The 209-nt window shown below is 51.7% G+C and carries 1 rRNA gene; it reads left to right on the top strand.

From position 1 onward, the window contains the following. Positions 1 to 8: 8 nt before the first annotated feature. Positions 9 to 209, top strand: a 16S ribosomal RNA gene (locus GT1_RS22065); the annotation flags it as partial.

The raw sequence follows: 209 nt of genomic DNA, 5'->3' as shown, positions 1-209 counted from the left end.
GAAATACTTTTATGGAGAGTTTGATCCTGGCTCAGGACGAACGCTGGCGGCGTGCCTAACACATGCAAGTCGAACGGTCTGCTGTTCAACACCGAGAGTTCTTGAAAAGAGCCTTGGGTGTTGGACAGCAGATAGTGGCGAACGGGTGAGTAACGCGTAGACAACCTGCCTCTAAACTGGGGACAACACCGCGAAAGTGGTGCTAATAC

Source organism: Sporomusa sp. GT1, assembly GCF_014634905.1.
GTDB lineage: Bacteria > Bacillota > Negativicutes > Sporomusales > Sporomusaceae > Sporomusa > Sporomusa sphaeroides.
This window is presented reverse-complemented; position numbering and strand designations above follow the sequence as displayed.